General features: G+C 69.1%; 17 protein-coding genes and 5 pseudogenes. 16 read left to right on the top strand and 6 right to left on the bottom strand.

Annotation, left to right across the window (positions count from 1 at the left end):
- From PH203_RS47280 to PH203_RS47270, 3 genes are all read left to right on the top strand, one after another.
- Nucleotides 1-251: integrase core domain-containing protein (locus PH203_RS47280; protein ID WP_289928905.1), on the top strand; the 251-nt coding region annotated here is incomplete at its 5' end.
- Nucleotides 252-380: 129 nt separating this feature from the next.
- Entirely contained in the window at nucleotides 381-1,454 is a 1,074-nt protein-coding gene (locus PH203_RS47275; RefSeq protein WP_354671325.1) for a hypothetical protein, read from the top strand.
- Between the two features lie 260 nt (nucleotides 1,455-1,714).
- Nucleotides 1,715-2,440 carry a dienelactone hydrolase family protein gene (locus PH203_RS47270; RefSeq protein ID WP_289928904.1) on the top strand — a complete coding sequence of 242 codons (726 nt, stop codon included), beginning with the start codon at nucleotides 1,715-1,717 and terminating at the stop codon, nucleotides 2,438-2,440.
- 574 nt (nucleotides 2,441-3,014) lie between these two features.
- Here PH203_RS47270 and PH203_RS47265 read toward each other — a convergent pair.
- On the bottom strand, nucleotides 3,015-3,329 hold the full coding sequence (locus tag PH203_RS47265; protein ID WP_289928902.1) for a DUF1330 domain-containing protein: 315 nt from the start codon (nucleotides 3,327-3,329) through the stop codon (nucleotides 3,015-3,017).
- A 76-nt stretch (nucleotides 3,330-3,405) separates the two neighbouring features.
- Between PH203_RS47265 and PH203_RS47260 the strand changes: the two genes are divergently transcribed.
- From PH203_RS47260 to PH203_RS47250, 3 genes are all read left to right on the top strand, one after another.
- Nucleotides 3,406-4,131 (top strand): TetR/AcrR family transcriptional regulator, encoded by a 726-nt coding sequence (locus tag PH203_RS47260; RefSeq protein WP_354671324.1) that lies wholly within the window; start codon nucleotides 3,406-3,408, stop codon nucleotides 4,129-4,131.
- Between the two features lie 429 nt (nucleotides 4,132-4,560).
- Entirely contained in the window at nucleotides 4,561-4,926 is a 366-nt protein-coding gene (locus PH203_RS47255; protein ID WP_289928900.1) for a MerR family transcriptional regulator, read from the top strand.
- A gap of 46 nt (nucleotides 4,927-4,972) precedes the next feature.
- A complete protein-coding gene (locus PH203_RS47250; protein ID WP_289928898.1) occupies nucleotides 4,973-5,989 on the top strand; it encodes an NADPH:quinone oxidoreductase family protein in 1,017 nt (338 codons plus the stop codon).
- A gap of 253 nt (nucleotides 5,990-6,242) precedes the next feature.
- On the opposite strand, the gene PH203_RS47245 is transcribed toward PH203_RS47250, so the two are convergent.
- Together PH203_RS47245 and PH203_RS47240 are read right to left on the bottom strand one after the other, a co-directional pair.
- Nucleotides 6,243-6,518, bottom strand: a complete 276-nt coding sequence (locus tag PH203_RS47245; RefSeq protein ID WP_289928896.1) for a hypothetical protein — start codon at nucleotides 6,516-6,518, stop codon at nucleotides 6,243-6,245.
- A gap of 184 nt (nucleotides 6,519-6,702) precedes the next feature.
- Nucleotides 6,703-6,927 carry a suppressor of fused domain protein gene (locus PH203_RS47240; protein ID WP_289928895.1) on the bottom strand — a complete coding sequence of 75 codons (225 nt, stop codon included), beginning with the start codon at nucleotides 6,925-6,927 and terminating at the stop codon, nucleotides 6,703-6,705.
- Between the two features lie 221 nt (nucleotides 6,928-7,148).
- On the opposite strand from PH203_RS47240, the gene PH203_RS47235 reads away from it, so the two are divergent.
- The 3 genes and pseudogenes from PH203_RS47235 to PH203_RS47225 form a co-directional block, all read left to right on the top strand.
- Entirely contained in the window at nucleotides 7,149-7,670 is a 522-nt protein-coding gene (locus PH203_RS47235; protein WP_289928894.1) for a DUF664 domain-containing protein, read from the top strand.
- 213 nt (nucleotides 7,671-7,883) lie between these two features.
- Nucleotides 7,884-8,036: pseudogene (locus PH203_RS47230) on the top strand (IS701 family transposase); the annotation flags it as partial.
- Nucleotides 8,035-8,178, top strand: a pseudogene (locus tag PH203_RS47225) (conjugal transfer protein TraA); the annotation flags it as partial. The pseudogenes PH203_RS47230 and PH203_RS47225, both read left to right, overlap by 2 nt.
- A 26-nt stretch (nucleotides 8,179-8,204) precedes the next feature.
- Here PH203_RS47225 and PH203_RS47220 read toward each other — a convergent pair.
- Nucleotides 8,205-9,731 (bottom strand): MFS transporter, encoded by a 1,527-nt coding sequence (locus PH203_RS47220; RefSeq protein WP_289928893.1) that lies wholly within the window; start codon nucleotides 9,729-9,731, stop codon nucleotides 8,205-8,207.
- A 122-nt stretch (nucleotides 9,732-9,853) separates the two neighbouring features.
- Between PH203_RS47220 and PH203_RS47215 the strand changes: the two genes are divergently transcribed.
- Nucleotides 9,854-10,426: a TetR/AcrR family transcriptional regulator gene (locus tag PH203_RS47215; RefSeq protein WP_289928892.1), complete on the top strand. Its 573-nt coding sequence runs from the start codon at nucleotides 9,854-9,856 to the stop codon at nucleotides 10,424-10,426.
- 358 nt (nucleotides 10,427-10,784) lie between these two features.
- Here PH203_RS47215 and PH203_RS47210 read toward each other — a convergent pair.
- Nucleotides 10,785-11,857, bottom strand: a pseudogene (locus tag PH203_RS47210) (IS630 family transposase).
- Between the two features lie 271 nt (nucleotides 11,858-12,128).
- On the opposite strand from PH203_RS47210, the gene PH203_RS47205 reads away from it, so the two are divergent.
- The 5 genes and pseudogenes from PH203_RS47205 to PH203_RS47185 all read left to right on the top strand — a co-directional run.
- Nucleotides 12,129-12,878, top strand: a complete 750-nt coding sequence (locus PH203_RS47205; protein WP_289928908.1) for an FHA domain-containing protein — start codon at nucleotides 12,129-12,131, stop codon at nucleotides 12,876-12,878.
- Nucleotides 12,875-14,215: a protein kinase gene (locus PH203_RS47200; RefSeq protein ID WP_289928891.1), complete on the top strand. Its 1,341-nt coding sequence runs from the start codon at nucleotides 12,875-12,877 to the stop codon at nucleotides 14,213-14,215. The genes PH203_RS47205 and PH203_RS47200 overlap by 4 nt, the downstream gene beginning before the upstream one ends.
- A 138-nt stretch (nucleotides 14,216-14,353) precedes the next feature.
- Nucleotides 14,354-14,536, top strand: coding sequence for a hypothetical protein (locus PH203_RS47195; protein WP_289928890.1), 183 nt, complete (start codon nucleotides 14,354-14,356; stop codon nucleotides 14,534-14,536).
- 776 nt (nucleotides 14,537-15,312) lie between these two features.
- Nucleotides 15,313-18,156 (top strand): carbohydrate-binding protein, encoded by a 2,844-nt coding sequence (locus tag PH203_RS47190; RefSeq protein ID WP_289928889.1) that lies wholly within the window; start codon nucleotides 15,313-15,315, stop codon nucleotides 18,154-18,156.
- Between the two features lie 5 nt (nucleotides 18,157-18,161).
- A pseudogene (locus PH203_RS47185) lies at nucleotides 18,162-19,313 on the top strand (ThuA domain-containing protein); the annotation flags it as partial.
- Between the two features lie 248 nt (nucleotides 19,314-19,561).
- Here the strand turns inward: PH203_RS47185 and PH203_RS47180 are convergent.
- A pseudogene (locus tag PH203_RS47180) lies at nucleotides 19,562-20,166 on the bottom strand (GntR family transcriptional regulator); the annotation flags it as partial.
- Between the two features lie 508 nt (nucleotides 20,167-20,674).
- On the opposite strand from PH203_RS47180, the gene PH203_RS47175 reads away from it, so the two are divergent.
- Nucleotides 20,675-21,184: a helix-turn-helix domain-containing protein gene (locus PH203_RS47175; protein ID WP_289928888.1), complete on the top strand. Its 510-nt coding sequence runs from the start codon at nucleotides 20,675-20,677 to the stop codon at nucleotides 21,182-21,184.
- Nucleotides 21,185-21,392: the final 208 nt, after the last annotated feature.

Below are 21,392 nucleotides of genomic sequence, written 5' to 3'. Positions count from 1 at the left end.
GGGTCGGGCTCCGAAGATCCGCCGGCCGGACCGGAATCTGTTTCGACAATGCGATGGCCGAATCATTTTTCGGCGCCCTGAAGAATGAGCGTGCATCCAGGGTGACTTACCTGACCAGAGAGGCGGCGCGACAAGACATCACTCGCTACATCGATTTCTGGTACAATCGCAAACGCCTTCACTCGGCGGTGGGTTACCGACCTCCACGCGAAGTTCACGCCGAGTACGAGAAGTTGCGAATCGCTGCGTGAAATAGGCAGTCAGATGCCTGTCCGGAAAACGCGAGGCCCCTCATCCGTGAACGCCTCAGGCGGGCGGACGGCACGCTCGGCGAGATCCTCTATTCGATCACCGACCGCCCCGCCTTCGTTGACGCCCTCATGGCGGACGCCGGCACAGCGCTCCACGCGCCGACGGCTTCGACCGACGGTCGGGGCTATTACGGCATGGGGATCCGCCGCGGCGTGATGGCCGGGGACCAGTTCACCCAGATCGTCAACGGCCTGTTCCGAGATGAGCGCATGTCCTTCAAGGCGAAAGGGCTGTTCGGGCTGAACCGCACGCATCGCGAGGGCTGGCGAATGACGGTTGCGGACCTGGCCCGCCGTGGCCGGGAGGGCGTGGATGCGGTGACGACCGGGCTGGCAGAGCTCGAGCGCCGCGGTTTCCTGCAGAGGGAGCGCGCCCGTAACCCGGATGGCACTCTCGGGTTGGCCACGTACGTCATCACCGACCTGCCCGCCCTGCAAGACCCCACGTCACGACCAGAGTCGGGAAATCCAGGACTGGATAACCCTACGTTGGCTGCCCGCCCCACAAAGAACACCATCCTTAAGAAGACCAACAAGCAGAACACCAACCCCGTCCCTCCGTGCGCCTGCGGCGAGCGCACGCACGGACCGGGGGCTGCAGCGCCGGAGGGGACGGGCACACCGGCGCCGCAAGATCTCGCTCCCGGTACCCGGCTGCTGCTGTCGATCGGCTCGGCCCACCCCGAACTGCTGCTGCAGGAAAAGGCCCTGCACGACCAGGGCCGGGTCACAACCGCGATGCTCGGCGCCGGCTGGAGTGCCGAACAGCTGCGCCACGTCATCTCCAGCCGCCCGCTGCCGAGCCAGATCCGCACCTCGGTCGACGCTACCGTCGCCGCCCGCCTGCGCTCCGCTCAGCTTTACCCGCCTTCCGTGGCCGACGCGGACGATGTCGATCCCGGCGAGGCCTCGTGGACGACGCAGCCCTCCATGGCGTCGTCAGCTGACCGCACCGTCGACGAGGCGCTGGCCTACCGGGCGCTCGTCGGGTGCTCGGGCTGCGGACGGCCCGCCACCGCCCCGGCGAGGACATCCGCCCAGCCTGCCTGGGCTGGCCGCTGTGCCGCACCTGCCCAGGTCCTACTCCCCAGCGCGCGCACCCCGGCGGCGACGGTTGCTGCTCCGCCTGCGCCTCTGCCCTGACCGGGAACGGCCTTCTGGAAGGGAGCACGTCATGACGGACACGCTCCACACACCTCCGCGTCCAGTCCCCAGCAGCTGCTGCGGCCCTTTGCCCGTGAGCCGCGACGATGGGAGGAAGAACGGTCCCGCGCGCTGCGGGCCGGGCACGTGTGCCCTGGCCCTGCGTGTGGCAGCAGGTGCGAATCACGCCAGAGAACTGCCTTCTGCCAGTGGCAGAACACCGGCCCGACCGGGCTCGCCGATCATTACAGTCCAAGCTCATGACGACGGTTACCACGCGCACGATCGAATACGCGGCCGATGGCCTGACGATGATCGGGCACCTCGCGCTCCCGGCCGGGGTCGACCGCCGGCCCGCGGTCCTCGTCGGACCCGAGGGGGTGGGGCTCAGCGACGTCGAGCGCCGCCGGGCCGATGTGCTGGCCGAGCTGGGATACGTGGCCCTGGCGTTCGACCTCCACGGCGGGCGCTATTTGGGCGACCCTGAAGAGATGTTGGCCCGTTGCATGCCGCTGCTCGCTGACCCCGACCGGATGCGAGGCATCGGCCACGCGGCGCTCGACGTGCTCCGCGCCGAGCCGCGGACCGACCCGGACCGGATCGCCGCCGTCGGCTACGGCACCGGGGGCGCCATCGCCCTGGAACTCGGGCGCGACGGTGTCGACCTGCGCGCGATCGCGACAGTCAACGGACTGACCAAGGGCCGACCAGGCGAGACGGCGCGCATTCACTGCCCGGTGTGGGCCGGGGTCGGGTCGGAAGACCCGATCATGCCGCCCGTGCAACGGGACGCCTTCACCGCCGAGATGCAGGCTGCGGGCGTCGACTGGCGTCTTGTGGTGTACGGCGGCGCCTTGCACGCCTTCCATCACCCACCGGTCGACCACATCGTGCTTCCTGGGGTCGGTTTTCACCCGCAGCACGCGCAGCGAGCTTGGCGGGACGTCGTCGACCTGCTCGCCGAGTGCCTGCCCATAAGGGAGTGATCTGGTCGGCAACCACGATCCGGCCGCAAACCAAGCCGGTTGACCGGGCTTTGCGGCAACCCGCGGGCGTGCGTGCCGGACGTCGCTGTGCAGATGGACTCGAAAGGTCCCTGGTCGTAGTCGATGAAGGCGATGAACGAGTCCAGGAGTTGTACGCCGCTGACCATCACAGCCGGCCACCATCGGGCTGGGTTCCTCGGGAACCGACGACAGTTGAATACGCGAGCCCACTAGTACCATGACCAGGCTCCGCTCATCCTGGGCTGCCCGACCCGCCCCTGGCCGACTACCGGACGGCCCCTCCCTTGTGACGTCCGATCCCAGGTCAGGTGCCGCCTGGGTGGGGAGATCCGCCGAGCAGGTGTGGGGTTATCCCCGAGCAAGGGGCGGCCGGTTTGAGTGAGCCTCATCAACGATCCGCAGCAGAGCGCGTCCCTCCTCGTCCGCCGGCTGACGGCCCGCGTACCGGCTTCGCCCTCGCTGGCCTCCTCCCCGAACAGGCAGCCAAGACCAGCATCCGGCCGACAGCCGAGATCAACACGTCCCCACTCGGCCGACGTTCGCGGCCAACGCACTAGGCCGGGAGGGAGAAGCCCTCAGGCGGTGCGCCATCGACGAACAGCATGCCCACCCGGACCTTGTCCCCGCGTATCTCCCGGGCCCGCCGGTACTCGGGGGAGTCGTACCACTCCCGGATCCGGTCCATGTCGGGAAACTCGATGACCACGAACCGGGCGGAGTCCCAGGTGCCTTCGACTGGCGTGGGCGTGGGTCCCGCGACCAGGTAATGGCCGCCGTGGCTGAGGATGGACCGCTGGGCCACGGGTGCGTAGGCCAAGCCGGCCTCCTCGTCGAGCACATCGGCGTTGACGATGACGTAAGCGGGCATGAGATTCCCCGTCCCTTTGGACACGGCGTGTACTAATGTCACGGCGGAGACTATCGCACCCCTGTAACCTTTCAAGGTGAGCATCGACGAGGGCGAAAACGTCCCGGGCGTGATGAGCCGCAGGGAGCGGCTGCGGATCGAGACGACCCGGGAGATCAAGGCCATCGCACTGCGGCAGATGGCGGCAGGAGGGCCCGGAGCGATCTCACTGCGTGGCATCGCCCGTGAGATGGGGATGACCGCTCGCGCTATCTACAGCTACTTCCCGACCCGAGACGACCTGATCACGGCACTGATCAGCGGAATCGCCACATCGCTCGCGGAGGCGGTGGAAACTGCCAGCAACGCCGTGCCCGACACCGACCCCGGCGGCAGGCTCCTGGCATGGGGCCAGGCCCTGAGGGAATGGGCGCTGGCTCACCCGGAGAGCTTCCGGCTCTTCTACGGCCACCCCATCCCCGGCTACCAGCCCCCTGAGGACGGGCCGGTGGACCAGACGGCACGTCGCGTGTGCCGTGAGCTCACCCGCCTGGTGGCCGCCGCATGGCCCCACGCCCGGCACCACCAGCCCGAGGACACCTCCTGGTCCGACCTTCACCCGGATTACGTCGCGAAGATCCAGGACGACCTCCCGGACGTGCCGCCCGCCGCGGCGGCGCTCGCGCTGCGGGTCTGGGGCCGGATGCATGGCCTGGTGGCCCTGGAGATCGACGGCCACATCCACCCTGTCGCGGGCAACCCGGCCGCCTTGCATCGCGCCGAAATGCTCGACTTGGTCAGGTCACTGGGCCTGGATTACTGATCTACTCGGATCTACTCGGATCTACTCGGATCTACTCGGACGGTCGGCTGATCCCTGCGGTAGGCCGGTGGTATGCGGTACGCGCAGGGTGGCGGGGTGAGTGCCGAGCGGCGGCGGTCTCGTGAGCGGATCCGGTACCAGCCCGCACTTCTTCTCGGCGGCCGGCATTCGCAGCCCGGGTCGGCGGCGGGGCCTGCTTCACCGGCACCGTCACCGTCTGGGACCCCGGACCGGCCAACGGATCAGCCAGCCCGCCACGGGCCGCGACGAGACCGGGAACGCTCGCCTTTCCGCCGACGGGGAGCTGCTCGCTGTCGGCTGGCGCAGCGGCAGCATGAAGAGGTGGGGGTTGTTGACGCCGCAGCGGCTTGTCGCTTCGTCGTAGCGAGTGCTGGAAGAGCGCAGCGCTCCTGGGCGTTGCCTTCAGGTATGAAGATCAGCGAAGCGTCCAGAGCCAGCGGTGTGAGTGCCAGATCGTTGCGTCACTACGAGGACGAGGGCTTGATCGTCCCCGGTCGCTTCAGCAACGGGTTCCGCGACTACTGCCAGTCCACGATCGACCGGGTGCTCATCATCCGCTCGCTGCTGGAATCCGGGCTGCCCGTGCGGCTGATCAGGGAACTTCTGCCCTGGCTCACTGACGGATCCGATGCCGGCAGCGATGCGGTGTGCGCGGAGTTCCTGCACGAGGTACAGAACTACCGCGATCGGCTTGCTGCTCGCATCGCCGTTCTCAGCGATCAGCAGGCGGCACTCGACGCCTACCTTCGTCAGGCCCGCCGTACCGATCTCTGACCGCCACTTGACCTTGACGTAAGTGTCAGATTCCTAGGTTCGGTGCATGGAGACCGACGAGCGGCAGAACGCCGCTGAGCAGACGGTACGAGCACTGGTCCAGCAGTCCCGTCGGGGGCCCAAGGACCTGACCCTGACGACCGATCATCGCCGCCCGACCCCGGGGCCCGGCGAGTACCTCATCCGCGTGGGCGCCGCCGGGGTCAACTTCGCTGACGTCATGCAGACCCATGGAACCTACGGCGGAGGCCCGCAGGCCCCCTACGTGGCGGGCTTCGAAGCCGCTGGCGAGATCGTGGGTATCGGCCCGGACGTCGAAAGTCCGCTTCAGCTTGGCATCCATGTCGTCGGAGTGGGCCCGGGCGCGTTCGCGCAGTACATGACGATGCCGGCCGCGGGTGTCCTTCCGGCGCCGTCCGGCTGGAGCGACGCCGAAGCTCTCGGGCTGGTGCTGAACTGGGCCACCGCCCTTGCCGCGCTGAAGCCGCTGGGCGAGATCAAACCGCGGGAGGTGGTGCTCGTTCATGCCGCGGCCGGCGGGGTGGGACAGGCCGCCGTGCGCCTCGCCCGCCACTACGGCGCACGCGTGATCGCCACGGCGTCACCCTCGAAGCGCAACACTGTCAAGGCACTCGGTGCCGACGAGGTTCTGGACAGCCGGCACCCCCATCTGGCGCAGGAGATCACCCGCCTGACCGGCGGCGTCGACCTGGTCCTCGAATCGGTGGGAGAGGCCACATTCGAGGCCAGTCTGTCGGTCACCAGACCCTTCACCGGACGCATCGTCGTGTTCGGTGCCGCTTCCGGCGACGCCACCCTGACCACACACGACCTGGTCTTCACCCACCAGGTCCAGGTCAAGGGCCTGCACATCGGTGCGCTGGCGGTCGCGGCCCCGTCCATCTACCAGTCGTTGCTCGTCGAGATCGAGGCGCTCATCGCGCGCGGCGTATACGCACCCGGCACCCCCCACGTCCATGCCCTGGCCGAGGGACCGGCAATACTGCAGCAACTCGAAGCCGGCCAGACCATCGGCAAGCACGCCCTCGACCCATGGCGCTAGCAGCGCCTGCGCCTCACCGCAACCCTCCGCCGTCCCCTGAGGGACGGCTGCGACTGGTACAGCGTTGCCAGCACCACCTGATCGCCCACGTGGCGGCACAGATGGGCATCTCCCGTGCCTGCGCGGCGACATGGGCCAATCGTGGGATCTCACTGAGGCGCCGCGCCGTGTCGCGGAACCTGCTCGCCCAGGAACCCAGAGCGGTGCCGGTTCATCGATCCCAGCGGCGAGACGAACGGGGATCCGTGGGAGATCACCTCTTGCCGTCCGGTACACATGGCCCGCGTCGATGTGAAAACGGTCGGCCGGAGCCCAGACGGTGGTTGGTCGGCGTGTCCAGGGACGCGGAAGTCATGAGGCCAAGACTGTCGAGCGCCGGTTGCTGGAACGCCTGGGGCGGCAGGTCGGCGGCCTCGCCCGCGTAGCTGGTCGGCCGCACTCCGGTGGGGATCATGAATGGGCTGAAGTCGGGGATGGACCAGCCGCCCGTCAGGGCGCCGGTGAAGCAGACGCTGCTGTGCGCCCGCACGCATCCGAAGGTGTCGGGCGCGTACCCGGCTGGGGGCTTTTCGCTTCGTTCATGAGGTCGGACAGTGTTTGCCGATGACTTTGGGCAGCAATCGGTGATCACTGAGCCTCAACGCGTCGACGAGTTTTGACGGCGCTGGAGGGATCCCCGGCTGCCGCTTGTGCCCGGACTGTGCCCGCGAGGTTCAGGCGACGGGTGGCCGCCGTGGATCGGTCGGGACGATCGCGTGCTCGTCGAAGAGCTGTTCAAGGGCTTCGAGGTCGTGCTCGCGACCGTATGCCATCTCGGCTGCGGTGACCGGCAGGGCCCAGAGGATGCGGGCATGGCCGTCCGGCAGGGGGCAGTGCTCCAGGTCGGGGCCGTGCAGGTAGGGGAGGCTGATCTGCGGCCAAGGCCAGGAGCTCAGCACAGCGTTCTTCGCGGACGGGCGCGGAGAGGACGAACTCTCAGTGCTCCAGTGCGACGTCGTGATCTGCTGTCGGAGGCAGCGGCAAGTCGCCTCGCTGACGAGGCCCTGAAGCGGAAGGTGATTCCAGTGGCTGCCCTTTCACGGTTCCACGGCCTTCAGCCGGCTGCGTATATCGGGTAACTCCCCGTGCGGCCACAAAGATTCGGGGATCATGGGCGACCATGACCGAAGATTTGAGCGAAACAGCTCCGAGTAGTGAGATCAGGGCGCTCCTTCGGGTCCTGGACGGACAGCGGCGTCACGTCCTCGGCATCCTCGACGGGCTCGACGCGAAGGATCTGCGGCGGTCCGTGCTGCCTTCCGGATGGCACTTTTTGGGGCTGGTCCAGCACCTCGCGCTGGATGTGGAGCGGTTCTGGTTCGGCGCGGTCGTCGCCGGGGACGAGGAGGTCATCCGCGGCCTGACGAGCGGCGACGAAGCGTGGAAGGTGGCCCCGGAAGTGCCGGCCATCGACGTGCTCGACCGATACCGGCAGGAGACGAAACTCGCAGATGCCGTCATCACCGCCACCGCTGCCGACGCCGCATTGGCCTGGTGGCCTCGCGACCTGTTCGGTGAACCGCACCTGCATACCCTGCGCGACGTCCTGCTGCATGTCATCGCCGAAACTGCGTGCCACGCCGGCCACCTCGACGCAGCCCGAGAACTGATCGACGGCCGTCGCTGGCTGGTCCTGACCTAGAAATCCCGGATCAGCTTCGCGCTGCCTCGTGTCGAAGCCGCCTGCGGAACAAGCGACCACCGCGTGATCATCGAAGGTTGTGTGGGCTGTCGTAGACTGCGCGGCGGCCGCCAGCCGTGGCATGGACCCCGCCCACTGGCGAGGGCTGTTCGACCAGGTCATGGACCGGACCGCGGGCCGGTTCGGACGAGTTGGGCCCCGGCCACGGCCCGCGCCTACCTGCTCGGGCTGCTGTCCCGTGTTGAGCGGAAGAGCTGCTGGCAGCCGGCCGAACAGGTCGGACACACCCGCCCCGGGCCGCTGCAGCGCCTGCTGCGCTACGCCCGATGGGATGCCGATGCCGTCCGCGACGGCCTGCGCGCCTACACCGAACCTGCGCGCCCTGTACCCGCGCGACACCGAGGACCAGGCCGTGCTGCGCCCGCTCACCCGCAAGCGGTCCGCGACCCCGTACGAGCGGGCCCGCCGCGCCGCTGGCGCCCTGGCCGCCCGGGTCAACGCAGCGCGGCTCGATGGTGTTCGTCCGGACGGGACCTACTCGGCGGATTCCGGTGCGGTGTCGGTCGTCGCGGGGGTGTGGCGAGAGGTCGTGGCAGGAACGGGCCGGGAAGCGGTGGGGAGTTCCTGGCTGCGGGTGTTGGTGGCGCCCAGGGCGATCAGGGAGGCGAAGAGCAGGGCGAGGCTCGTGGCGAGGATCGCTCGTTGGAATCCCGAGGTGAGCGCGTCCGCGGGGGCGGTGTGCGCGGCAAGCAGGTCGTCGGTGCGCGCGGTGGCGATGGCGGAGAAGACGGCCAGCCCCAGCGCGGAGCCGATCTGCAGCGACGTATTGAGCAGGCCGGCGGCGAGTCCGGCTTTGTCCGCGGGCACTCCCGCGTTGGCGGCGGCGGTGACGGTGGTGAAGATTGCGCCCAGTCCGAACGACATGATCGCGAGGCCGGGCAGCAGATCGGCGAGGTAGGAGCCGTCGACGGGGACGCGCGAGAGGTAATACATGCCACCGGCCGCCACGAGCGCGCCGACGACGATGACGGGCCGGGTGCCGATCCGTGGGATGAACTGGGCGGAAACTCCCGCCGCGATGCCGATGCCGACCGTGACGGGAAGGTAGGCGGAGCCGGCCTGGACCGGTGAATAGCCGAGCACGTTCTGCATGTACAGGGTGAGGAAGAAGAACAGTGAGATGAACCCGGCGAACGCGATCAGCTGGGTGGCGTCGGCGGCGGCCAGGCCCTTGATGCGGAGGATGGAGACGGGGAAAAGGGGGGCGCGGGTGCGTCGTTCGTTGAGGGCGAAGACGGCGAGGAGGATGCCGGCGGTGGCGAGTTCACCGACGGTGTGGGCGTTGTCCCAGCCGACTTCGGGCGCCCGTACGAGCGCGTAGACGAGCAGCAGCATGCCAGCGGTGACGAGGATCGCGCCGGGCAGGTCGAACGTGGCCGGGCGGGCGCGCCGCTGCTCGCCCGGTATGAGGCGGAAGGCCGCGACCAGCACGTACGCGCACACGGGGATGTTCACGAAGAGCACCCAGCGCCAGCCGGGCCCTTCCGAGAGCACGCCGCCCAGGAAGACACCGGTGGCGGCGGCGAGTCCGCTGACCGCTCCCCACACACCGAGTGCCTTGGCCCTCTCGCGGCTCTCGGTGAAGGTGGTGGTGAGGATCGACAGCCCGGCGGGGGCCATCATCGCCGCGCCGATGCCCTGGACGATCCGGGCCCCGATCAGCGTGCCGCTGTCGGGGGCCAGCCCGCCGAGGAGCGAGCACACGGCGAACAGGGATGTACCGGCGACGAGCATGCGGCGACGCCCGAGCAGGTCGGCCGCGCGGCCGCCGAGGAGCAGTAAACCGCCGAAGGTGAGGAGGTAACCGCTGATCACCCACTGCAGGTTCTGCTGCGAGAAGCCGAGGTCGCGCCGGATGGAGGGCAGCGCGACGTTCATGATCGAGGAGTCGACGATGTCCAGGAACTGGACCGCGCACAGGAGCAGCAGCGTGAAGGTACCGCGGCGGGTGGCGAGGAAGGACGGCTGGGAGGGAGACGGTTCGGAAGCAGTCGGCGCCATGGCGGGGGACCTCCGGGGGATCCGCACGAGTGATGTGTCGGTAAGTGGCGTCCTGTTAGTGAGTTGACTGACTAACTCGACGCTAGCAGCAGGGGCCCCGGCCCCGCTATCCTCTGAGTGAGATGACTGACTCAGCCAAACGGGACCGCGGCAAACGGGAGCGCCTCGTCGCCGGCGCCGGCGATCTCGTACACCGCCAGGGCGTCCTGGGTGTCACGCTCGCGCAGGTCGCCGAGACGGCGCATGTCCCGCCGGGCAACGTGTACTACTACTTCAAGACCAAGGACGACCTGCTCAGAGCGGTCGTCGAGGCGCGGATCGGTGAAGTCCGGGCCATGCTCCACTCGTTCGACGCGCATGCCGACCCCAGCGTCCGCCTCAAGGAACTCGCGGGCCGGTGGGTCGAGATGCGCGATCTCGTCGCCCGCTACGGCTGTCCACTGGGCACCCTCAGCGAGGAGCTCGGCCGCCGGGACGACGGTCTCGACCGCGAGGCCGCGCAGCTGATGGGTCTCATCCTCGACTGGGCGGAAGCCCAGTTCCGCCAGTTGAACGCCGCCGACCCGCGCGAGTGTGCGGTCACACTCCTCGCCGGCGTGCAGGGCGGCGCGCTCCTGGCACACGCCTTGCGCGACCCGTCCCTCCTCGCCGACCACGTGCGCCGCCTCCAGGAGTGGATCGACTCACTGCTGTGAACCAGACCCGACTCGCGCATGCAGAAAACGACCGTGACCGGTGCGGTGAGAACGAGACCACCGGAGGGAAATCAAACCCCGCAAACGGAGCAAACACCGACGCTCAGAGCGCGCCGCAATGAGAATCTCCCGGCACGAACGAGACCGAGTAGGAATCCGACGGCCCCAATGCGACAGGACACAGTTTCTCTGACCTGTGCAGTCTCGACCGTGGCCACCGAGTCGCAACGGCTTTTGAGAATCGGCCACGAGATCCGAGAACCGACACCTGCTGGTGCTCGGGGCTGTTGCGGAGGTCAGCCATGCCCCGAACCATCTGGTCAGGTGCCATCTCGTTCGGTCTGGTGACTTCTCTGAACTAGTGTCCTGCGCCAGAGTTCCGTCGGCAGAGACGGGCGAGGCAGTCGAGGATTTCTTCGGCTGTCTTGGTCCAGATGAACGGCTTGGGTCTTCGTTCCAGTCTTTGGCCCAGGCGCGGATGTCGGCTTCCAGGGCCTGGATCGTCTTGTGTGCGCCGCGGCGGATCATCTGGTGGGCGAGGTAGCCGAACCACCGCTCGACCTGGTCGATCCAGGAGGAGCCGGTCGGGGTGAAGTGCAGCTCGAACCTGGGGTGTTCGGCCAGCCAGGCCTTGATCGCGGGAGTCTTGCGGGTGCCGTAGTCGTCCACGATCAGGTGGATCTGCAGGTGCGCGGGCACCGTGTTGTCGATCCGGATCAGGAACTTCTTGAACTCCGCGGCCCGGTGCCGGCGGTGCAGGGCGATGACCTCACCCGTGGCGACGTCGAAGGCGGCGAACAAGGTGGTCAGGCCGTTGCGGACATAGTCGTGGGTGCGCCGCTCGGGCATGCCCGGCATTATCGGCAGCACCGGCTGGGACCGGTCCAGGGCCTGGATCTGCGACTTCTCGTCCACCGACAGCACCACCGCCCCCTCGGGCGGGTTGAAGTAAAGGCCGACGACGTCGTAGACCTGTCCCACGAACAACGGGTCCGTCGACAGCTTGAAGGTGTCGGCCAGATGCGGCTTGAGCTGGAACTGCCGCCAGATCCGGCCGACGGTCGACTTCGACAGACCACTGTGCTCGGCCATCGATTTCCGGGACCAGTGGGTGGCGTTCTTCGGCAGCTGTTCCAGCGTGTTGACCACCACTGCCTCCACCTGATCGACACTGATGGTGGGCGGCCGGCCCGGCCTCGGCTCGTCGGCCGGCCCGTCCAGCCGCTCGGCGAGGAAGCGCCGCCGCCACTTGCGGACGGTGTCCGCTGTCACCCGCAGTTCCCGGGCGACCGCGACGATCGGCGGTACTTCCGGCCCCGCACAGGCCGGCACGATCCGCGCCCGCAGAGCCAGGGCCTGGGCCGATGTCGCCCGACGCGTCCACCGCTCCAACCCCGCCCGTTCTTCAGGAGACAGCAGCAGCCACTCCAGCTTCGGGCCACGACGAGGAACTGATGCACCAGCTTGCCTCCTCCGACCCCTCGTAGATCGCAATCTGCCCGTCACCCTGCGCTCTGCCCGGAACGCTCCAGGAGAGATGCCGGGAGCGGACTCGCCGCCGAGAGCAGCACATTCGCCGGCGACCTTCACCGACTCTCCGAGACGCGGGCAATGCTTCGCTCGGCTGATAAGGCATCCCTTACCCTGCCTTTCGTCGAACTGGGGGTACGCCCCCATGGCGTCGGAGAAGGGGGACAACTCCGTGTACAGCGTCATCGTGGTACCACCGCCGCACGAAAGCACGGGCGGACACCTCGGGCAGCTCAAGATCGCGGACGGTGAGCGGCTCGCGTTCGGCAGAGCCGCGGCGGACGACGGCCTGACGATCGCTCACGAAGGTGTGCCCCGGGTCGCCGGCGAGATCACGGCGCACCGGAACTTCTGGCTGCTGAGCAATCACAGCGAGGACCAGACCTACGTGGTGGAGAACCCGGAGGGCGCGGGCGAACACATCAAGGTCGCACCGGGCCGCATGGAGGCGCCCGTGCCGTTCGAGTTCGCGCGCGTGGTCCTGCCCGCCGCGGGCGACCTGCTCACCTTCGACGTGTGGGCGCCGCGCCACACCTTCGCCAGCATCGCCCGCCACACCCTTGCCGGAGACCTGACCACACCCGCGTTCACCCTCGACCGCACCAAGCGGTACTTCGCGGTCCTGACCGCCCTGTGCGAGCCACGCCTGCGCGGCGAACCGCATGCGCCGCTGCCGGCGGTCGAGGACCTGACTGAGCGGCTGCGCCCGGTGTGGCCGACGGTCAGCCGCTCGGCCGTGTACTGGAACATCGACTACCTCAGCGTCAAACTGCGGCTGAGGCCGGGCCCGGACACAGCAGAGCCGGGCCACCGCGTCAACGGCAAGAAGGAGTTGCTTGTCTCGCTCGCTCTCCGCTTCGACCTGGTCCGCGAGGACGACCTGGCCGTCCTCACCCCGGCCGCGAGCGAGGTGGTCCGATGACCAGGCAGCAGTCGTACGCCGTTTCTGTCCCGCAGGGCTATCGAGTCGGCGCCTGGGAGGTTCGCGAGCCGCTGGCGTCCGGTGCGTTCGCCACGGTCTACGTCGGCAGGCGCGTCGGCGATGACGAGCCCGGCCTGCCCCGCCAGGTGGCCCTGAAGTTCCTGCCCACCGGCACCCGCACCCCACGCCAACTGCATCATCTGCGGGAACTGGCCGCGCGGGAAGTGGAGCTACTCGGCCGGCTGCGCACACCCCGGCTGATCCGGATGTACGACACCGTGACGATCGACGACCCCGGCCACCCGGACCTCGACGGCGCCACGGTCCTCGTACTGGAGCGGGCCGAGGGCTCCCTGGACGCCGTACTGGCTCGTGATCCGGGGCTGGAGGCGGGCCCCGCCCTGCTCGCCCAGATCTGCGAGGGCCTGCATCAACTGCACCACGCGGGCTGGGTGCACGGGGACCTCAAACCCGCCAACGTGCTGCTGCTGGAGGACGGTTCGGTACGGCTCGCCGACTTCAACATGGCCGCCGAACTGGAGGGCACCCACGCCTACGCTCCCGCCTTCTCCACTCCCGACTACACGCCGCCGGAACTGCTCTGGCCGGAGATCGACGAGCGGGGCACCCGGATCAGGCCCTCCGCCGATATCTGGGCCTTCGGCGTCCTCGCCCACGTCGTTCTGACCGGCACCTTCCCGCTGCCCGGAGCCACCACACAGGCCCGCTGCGACGCGGCCACACGCTACGCACGAGGCACCGAGGAGCTCCGTCTGTCCCCCGAACTCCCCGCCACCTGGCGTCAGATCATCACAGACTGTCTGGCCCGCACCCACGCCGAACGCATCGGGGCCGAAGCCCTGCTCCGCCAGGCGGAACAGGCGGCAGGTGCCGCACGCTCGGCCCGGCTGCCGAGACTGCGGCCCCGACGGTGGGTGCGGCCGGTCCTGGTCTCGGCGGTGGCGGTCCTCGCACTGGGTACGGCGGCGACAGTGACGTACACCCTGCGCGACTCGGCCCCGGCGTCCGCGGCACCCCCCACCTGTGAGAAGCCCGCCGTGTACGAGGACGACGCCCACGGCCGCGGCTACACAGCGGGCTGGAGCGGCACCTGGAACTTCACCGTCAAGCGGGGCGACGGCGGCAGCCAGGTCCGAGAACTGCAGTGCCTGCTGAGGTATGTGCACGGCATCACCGAAGTCGGCGAAGTCGACGGCGACTTCGGCCCCCTCACCCACGGGGCCGTCCTCACCCTCCAGAATCGGACGGGACTGGGCGCGGACGGTATCGTCGGACCGCAGACGTGGCAAGCGCTGCGTAAGGCCGAGGGAGTCTGACAGGCGATTCCTGGCACGTCCGGCCTCGATCAGCTGCTGTTCCTGGATGCGGCACCGGGCTCCGCGACTTCGCCGACGATGCGGGTGAGCTGGGTGTCAGACGTCAGTAGTAGGACGTCTGGAGCGGCGGAGATGTGGATGCTCCCCGAAGAGGTCACCGGCAACGTCGCCATGAGTTGCCGGTACTTCGGCATCAGCCGGCAGGCGTATTACTCCTGGTACCACCGCTATCGGGCCGAGGCCGCGTCCAGGTCGTCGGAAGATCACAGATGGAAGCGGTACGAGAAGCAACTGCCCGGCCACGCGTGCAGATCGACGTGAAGTTCATCCGACCGCTCGCCTCGATGCTCCGATCGATGGCACGAGGCACCCGGTCGTGCCTGTCCCTGCCCACACCCCCGCCTCCGCCCGCTGCACCAGATGCGGCGCCGTCTACACGGGCCGGGGAAACGACTGCCCTCCTCGTCCCGCGTCGCCTGAGGACATCGTGCGACGCAGAAACGCAACCGAGTGCTTGCGGCTATGCCCTATCGGGGCGGTCGGCTGTGGGCGTACCGCGTGTGTGCCCGAGTTCGGTATCGGCGGTCGTGGCAGGGATCGTCGAGCGTCTGGTGCCGGATGAGTTGTGGGAGTTGTTACAGCGGGTGGTTCCTCCTGCCCCGATCCGGAAAGCCGAGCGCTACTGCCTGTGAGCGGATGCCGCCTCAGTGGGCGGCCCGCACCGGTCAGCTCGCTTCTCCGGGGCCGCAGACGCTCGTCGCGGTCGCTCGCCCTTCGTGTATTGCCCGCCTCGGCGAAGTTCATCAAGTGGGCAGACCCGGCGAAGAGTTGACCCCGACTTGACGGGCCCGTCTGATCAGCGTGGGCGATGCCGACGATTTTGACAGGCTCTTGACAAATGTGGCAGTGCCGCGCAGCATGCAAGAGATCTGCGGAAGCCTGCAACTCCCTTAGTTCAAGGCGTAATTTATCCGCACAGCGCATCGAATGGTCCGGAGTCCGGCGGTTTCTTCGCCGTGCCCCGTACAGACACACCCCAGCAAGCGCGGCCGGCGCGCGCCTTGCCTGACACCCGCATCGTCAGGAAGGACACCCCCATGTTTCGACGCCCTCACGCGGGGCTGAGAACGATCACCGCGCTGGCGCTTCTCCTGGCCGCCGCCGTCACGGCGGGCCCCACGGCCGGTCCGGCCTCCGCCGCCCCGGCGGACCTCCCGCCCGGCGACTACCAACAGGTCCAACTCGCCCTCGGCGCGGCAGAGCTGGGCGAACCGATGTCCCTGGCCGTCCTGCCCGACCGGTCGGCCCTGCACACCGCCCGCGACGGCACGATCCGCCTCACCGACGCCGCGGGCAACACCAAGCAGGTCGGCAAGCTCGACGTCTACACCCACGACGAGGAGGGCCTGCAGGGCATCGCAGTCGACCCCTCCTTCACCGTCAACCGGTACGTCTACCTCTACTACTCCCCGAAGCTGACCACCCCGGCCGGAGACGCGCCCGTCACCGGTAGTGCCGCCGACTTCGAGCGCTGGAAGGGACACCTCAACCTGTCCCGGTTCACGCTGCGTGCCGACGGCACCCTGGACCCTGCCAGCGAGAAGGTCGTCCTGGAAGTGCCCAACGACCGCGGCCAGTGCTGCCATGTCGGCGGTGACATGGACTTCGACGCGGCCGGGAACCTGTATCTGACCACTGGCGACGACACCAACCCGTTCGACTCCTCCGGGTACGCACCGCTCGACGAACGCACCAACCGCAACCCGCAGTTCGACGCCCAGCGCAGCGCCGGCAACACCAACGACCTGCGTGGCAAGGTCTTGCGGATCAAACCGACCGCCGCCGGCGGCTACACCGTCCCCGCGGGCAACCTCTTCGCGCCGGGCACCGCGGGCACCCGTCCCGAGATCTACGCGATGGGCTTCCGCAACCCGTTCCGGATGTCCGTGGACCGCCCCACCGGCACGATCTACCTCGGCGACTACGGCCCCGACGCCGGTGCCACCGACCCGAACCGCGGACCGGGCGGGCAGGTGGAGTTCGACCGGATCACAGCGCCCGGCAACTACGGCTGGCCGTACTGCACCGGCACCAACACCACGAGTGAGACGTACAACGAGTACACCTTCCCCAGCGGCCCCTCCGCAGCGAAGTACGACTGCTCGGGCGGCCCGGCCAACAACTCCTTCCGCAACACCGGCCAGGCCAAGCTGCCGCCCGCGAAGCCGAGTTGGATCAAGTACGGCCTGGACGGCTCACCGCCCGAGTTCGGCGGCGGATCCGAGTCGCCGATGGGTGGCGAGGTCTACCGGTACGACGCCGGCTCGACGTCCACGGTGAAGTTCCCGCAGTCCCTCGACGGCCGGTTCTTCGCCGCCGAGTACGGGCGCCGGTGGATCAAGGCCGTCGAGGTGAAGAACGACGGCACCTACGGCACGATCGAGAACGTCCCCTGGAGCGGCACCCAGGTCATGGACACCGACTTCGGCCCGGACGGCGCGCTGTACGTCCTGGACTACGGATCCGGCAGCAACAACCAGGCCCTGTACCGCATCGAGTACATCGCGGGCAGCAACCGCAACCCGGTGGCCCGGGCGTCCGCCGACCGCACCTCCGGAGCCCTGCCGCTCACCGTGCGGTTCTCCGCGCAGGGCAGCTCCGACCCCGAGGGCGGAGCGCTGACCTACTCCTGGAACTTCGGCGACGGCACCACGTCGACCCAGGCCGACCCCAGCCACACGTACACCACCGCCGGAACCTACCGGCCCACCCTCACGGTCCGCGACCCGCAGGGCCTGACCGGCACCGCGAGCCTGGTGGTCACCGCGGGCAACACGGCGCCGACGGTGACCCTGCAACAGCCCCCGGACGGCCAGCCGTTCGCCTTCGGCGACACCGTGCCCTTCCGGGTGCAGGTCAGCGATCCCGAGGACGGCACCGTCGACTGCTCCAAGGTCAAGGTCACCTATCTCCTCGGCCATGACAGCCACACCCACGCCATCACCTCCACCAGCGGCTGCCAGGGCAACCTGACCGTGCCCGCCGACGGGGAACACGACAGCGCCGCCAACCTCTACGGGGTCCTCGACGCCGAGTACACCGACGCGGGCGGCCTGACCACGCACTCGGTGCGCACCCTGCAACCCCGCCACCGGCAGGGTGAGCACTTCGGCGCCCAGTCCGGCATCGAGATCGCGAACCACGCCACCGCCGAGGGCGGCAGGACGGTCGGCTTCACCGACGACGGCGACTGGATCTCGTTCAAGCCGTACGTCCTCGCGGGCGCCACGAAGTTGACCGCCCGGGTGGCCTCCGGCGGCGCGGGCGGCACCCTCCAGGTCCGCGCCGGGTCCTCCACCGGCACCCTGCTCGGCACCGCCACGGTGCCGGTCACCGGCGGCTGGGACACCTTCACCGACGTCACCGCCAACCTCTCCGGCGCGCCCGCCGGGACCACCGAGCTGTTCCTGGTGTTCCGCGGCCCGACCGGGCAGGGCAACCTCTTCGACGTCGACGCCTTCACCCTCGGCTCCGGCTCCACCACGACCACACCGTGGGAGGCGGAGTCGTACAGCTCCGCCTCGGGCGTCCAGTCCGCCGCACACGGTTCCGCGAGCGGCGGACTGACACTGGGCTACATCGACAACGGCGACTGGGCGGGCTACGCCTCCGTCTCCACGGCGGGCGCGACCTCCGTCTCCGTCAGGGTCTCCTCCGCCGGTGCCGGCGGCACCCTCCAGTTCCGCTCCGGCTCGCAGACCGGACCGCTGCTCGGCTCGGTGACGGTGCCGGTGACCGGCGGCTGGGACACCTTCACCACCGTCACCACCACGCTCAACGGCGCCGGAACGGGCCCCCTCTTCCTCACCTTCACCGGAGGAACCGGCAGCCTCTTCGACGTCGACACGTTCACGCTCGCCTCCTCGACACGGAAGGAGTGATGACCATGACCACCCTGACGCGGCGGCTGCGCCGCGGCGCGACGGCCCTGGCCCTGGCCGTACTGGGAGCCCTCGTGGTCCCGGTGCAGACCGCACACGCGGCCTCCTTCGAGGTCCTCGTGTTCTCCAGGACGGCCGGGTTCCGGCACGACGCGATCCCGGCCGGCATCGACGCCCTGCGCACCCTCGGCGCACAGAACGACTTCTCCGTCACCGCCACCGAGGACCCCGGCGCCTTCACCACGACGAACCTCGGCGGCTACGAGGCCGTGGTGTTCCTCAACACCACGGGCGACGTCCTCAACGCCGCCCAGCAGACCGCCCTGCAAACTTATGTCGACTCCGGGGGCGGCTATCTGGGCGTGCACGCGGCCGCCGACACCGAGTACGACTGGCCGTACTACGGGCAGTTGGTCGGCGCGTGGTTCCAGAGCCATCCCGCGATCCAGCAGGCCACGATCCGCACCGAGGACCGCACCCACCCGGCCACCTCCCACCTCGGCGCGACCTGGACCCGCACCGACGAGTGGTACAACTACCGCACCAATCCCCGCACCGGCGTGCACGTCCTGCAGACCCTGGACGAAAGCACCTACAGCGGCGGCTCGATGGGCGCCGACCACCCCATCACCTGGTGCCACCGCCAGGGGCAGGGCCGCTCCTTCTACACCGGGCTCGGCCACACCATCGCCTCCTACGCCGACCCGGCCTTCCGCTCCCTGCTGCTCGGCGGAGTGCGCTACGCGGCCGGACAGGTGGCAGCCGACTGCTCGGCTCCGGCGGGTACCGGCCAGGTCGAGGCCGAGGCGTACACCTCCGGCTCCGGCGTGCAGGTCGCCGCGCATGCCCCGGCGAGCGGGGGACGGACGCTGGGCTACATCGAGAACGGTGACTGGGCGGGCTACGCGTCCGTTTCCACCGCGGGCGCCAGGACGTTCACGGCGAAGGTGTCCTCGGCGGGCGCGGGCGGCACGATCGAGGTCCGCTCGGGCTCGGCCACCGGCGCCCTGCTCGGTACCGTGACGGTGCCGGTGACCGGCGGCTGGGAGACCTTCACCACCGTCACCACGACTCTCACCGGCTCGGCGTCGGGTCCGCTGTTCCTCCGGTTCACCGGCGGTGGGGGAGCGCTGTTCGACGTGGACACGTTCACTCTCTCATCGGGCAGCGGCCGCAGGTAGTTGTCGCTGTGTTCGGAGGGAAGGACCCGTTCGCCGGACAGGGGGTCCACCCATGTGTTCCCGACCATGGCGGAGACCGGAGAAACGTGGTTGGTCACCCGTGCGGTCGGTTGTGCGCCGTCCATCGGACGACTTGTGTGAGCGGGTGAAGTCCACCGAGAGCATGGTCCGCCGGGCCTCGTTGAGCGCCTCGGCCGCGCGGCGCGGCCGAGGGGTGACCCGGTGGACCGCAGGTGCCGGCGCAGCCACGGTTCGGCGTTGCTCATGTAGCAGTGCGGTGGCCTGGCTGAGGGCGGCGTCGCGGGTGGACAGGGCCGTGAAGCTCGCCTCATGTGCGGCGAGGCCGCGCCGGATGCGGGTGCGCAGTGTGTCGTTGCCCGTGGCTGAGATGACGGCACGGTGGAAGGCCGCGTCATGGGCGTTGAGCTGCTCGACGCCGTCGCGGGCTGCGCCCATGGCGTCCAGGTGTTGTTTCACCTCGGTCAACTGCTCCTCGGAGATAGATGCGGGTGGCGGCCAGTGTGGCGACCGGTTCGAGATGGCGTGGTACCTCCATGAGGTCCTGCAGGGCGGCCGAGCCGCCCTGCAGCAGTCCATGGCTCCGCCGAGGCCCTGGAGGAGCAGGCTCGGCTCAGGCTGGTCACGTAGGTGCCGTCGCCCCGCCGGACCTCCAGGACCCGCGGGGCGGCCAGGGCCTTCACTGCCGGGCCAGATTGCGGGACAGGCCCAGCTGGGCCGCCAGCTCTGGTTACGACGGCAGCTTCAAGCCCGGGGAAACCGCACCGGTGCGGATCAGCTCACGGATCTGCTCGATGGCCTCGTCCGTCAGGGACTACGCGAACCCTTCCGTGTTCCGTGAGTGTTTGGCTCCGGCATGTCCAGATGCCAGGGGTAGGCGGACTTCCGCGAGACCCGCAACAGCCTCGCCACCCGCGGCGCAGCAATGCCGTCCGCGAGCATCTCGGCGGCCTGGAACCCTACCCGCTCTCGCGCAGCCCGCTGCCGCATCGCCCCGGCTACCGGCCCACCCTCGTCGACCCCTGCCGTGACCACCTGCGTGGGCGCCATGCCCAGGGACCGGCCATCCCGGTCAGCCACCTCCTCCAGGAGATCCGGGAGTTGGGCTACACCGGCAGCGCTCACATACCGGTCCGCTACCTCGACCAGGGCCGGCTGCAGTGTGCTCTGGACCTCCTTCTGGGCCTTGGCTCGGCCTTGGCCTCGGCGACAGTACGCGTGAGCGGCTACCACGATCGTTCCGTTTACAGAACGTTCTGTTTGTGGAACGCTGGTCGCGTCACGGGCACCGCATCACCGGCGAGCAGGGGCGGAAAGCTATGGAACTGGCCCAGGAGGTGGGCGAGCGTCTGCGCCGTCTGCGCCAGGACGGCGGCCTGTCGCTGTCGGAACTGGCCCGCCGCTCCGGCGTCGGCAAGGGCACGCTCTCGGAACTGGAGACGGGCCGACGCAATCCGACCCTGGAAACGCTGTACGCGCTGACCACGGCCCTTCAGGCGCCGCTGAGCACGGTCGTCGGCCCCGCCCCGGTGCAGGGCGCGGCGGTGCACGCGGTGCTGACGGACCGCGTGCAGGACGCGGCTGCGGTGTCGGAGGTGTATCGCATCCGCATTCAGAGCGGCGCGGTGCAGCGCTCGGCCGCTCATGTGCCGGGCACGGAGGAGCACTTGCTGGTCTTCAGCGGTACGGCCCGGGTTGGTCCCGCCTCCGCCCCGCTCGAGGTTGGCCCGGGCGGCCACGCCCGGTGGGCGGCGGATGTACCGCATCTGTACGAGGCGGTGGGGAGGGATGTGGAGGGGGTGCTGGTGGTGCGCTACCCGGTGGAATGAGATGCCTGCGCCGCACCGCCCTGTGCCAGGCCACGGCCACCGCTGATCGGTTGTAGATCCACCGCTGCCGCAGGAGGCCGACAGTATCCAGTCCCGTGAGCCCGGGTCTGATGGCCGCTCTGACAAGGGCGGGAACAGCCATGCCTGCCGGTGCTACTGGGTGGCGGTTTCATGCAAAGTCCAGCTACATCATCGAGAGACAGGACGA

This window comes from Streptomyces sp. S.PB5, from assembly GCF_030403745.1.
In the GTDB taxonomy this organism is placed as follows: Bacteria; Actinomycetota; Actinomycetes; order Streptomycetales; family Streptomycetaceae; genus Streptomyces.
The sequence above is the reverse complement of the archived record's forward strand: the minus strand, read 5'-3'. Positions and strand labels throughout refer to the sequence as shown.